General features: G+C 51.8%; 1 protein-coding gene. It reads left to right on the forward strand.

Annotated elements, in window-relative coordinates; genetic code table 11:
* Positions 1–210 precede the first annotated feature (210 nt).
* A partial coding sequence (locus tag EJP87_RS16805; RefSeq protein WP_130472974.1) for a tyrosine-type recombinase/integrase occupies positions 211–1169 on the forward strand: 959 nt, incomplete at its 3' end.

The following is a 1169-nucleotide window of genomic DNA, read 5'->3' on the forward strand; positions in this document are numbered from 1 at the left end:
TTGGTTCGATTCCATCTCTGGGCACCAACTCGATTTTCTGTGCGCGTTTTTAAGCGCCAATAAGTGCCGTAAATACCCGTAAATTCACAGTTTACGGGTTTTTTTATGCCTTTTTGCTACCATTAAGCGCCATCTAGTTACGTTGACAGCCGAAAATGATGGCGGTATATCTGGCGGTACATTTGCCTTCCGCCAGAGGAGATACCGCCAATGCCACTCACAGATACCGCCATACGTGCCGCAAAGCCAACAAACAAGCCATTCAAACTAACCGATGGTGATGGGATGTACCTCTTGATTAATCCATCTGGGGGGAGGTACTGGCGCATGAATTACAGATTTGGCGGTACAAGAAAAACTCTCGCTCTTGGCGTGTACCCAGATGTACCTCTGAAATTGGCGAGAGAGCGAAGAGACGAAGCACGGCAACTGCTTGCGCGTGGCGTAGATCCTGGCGAATACCGCAAAGCCACCAAGGATATGGACGAGAGCCGCACAGAGAACAGTTTTGAATCAGTAGCGCGTGAATGGCTGGCCAAGTTTACTCCGAAGTGGACGGAAGGACATGCCAGCAAGATCACTCGGCGGTTGGAGTTGGACATTTTTCCATGGCTGGGGGCAAAAGCAGTTGATGAGATCACCGCAAAGGATGTGCTGTCAGTCTTGCGTCGTATCGAGGAACGGGGGGTGATCGAAACGGTTCATCGGGCAAAACAAAATATCGGGCAAGTGATCCGCTACGCTATCGCAACAGGTAGAGCTGAGAATGATCCAACTGCTGCACTGTTGGGGGCGTTGCCACCGATAGTACAAAAGCACCACGCAACCATCATTGATCCTGCAGCGATAGCGGAACTATTGCGAGCTGTGGACGGCTACCAGGGCAGTTATGTGTCACGTGCTGCGCTGAGGTTGGCTCCATTGCTTTTTGTGAGACCTGGAGAGTTGCGTCATATGGAGTGGTGCGAAGTCAATACGGAGTCTGCAACCTGGACGATTCCACCGGAGAAAATGAAGATGCGTGAGCGGCATATTGTGCCGTTATCCAGCCAGGCGATTGCCATACTGGAGGATCTGCGACCGATGACCGGGAGTGGCAGATATGTATTTCCTGGAGAGCGTGCGGCTGATCGGCCAATGAGTGAGAACACCGTCAACGCGGCATTGCG

Source organism: Candidatus Magnetaquicoccus inordinatus (assembly GCF_004217665.1).
GTDB lineage: Bacteria > Pseudomonadota > Magnetococcia > Magnetococcales > Magnetaquicoccaceae > Magnetaquicoccus > Magnetaquicoccus inordinatus.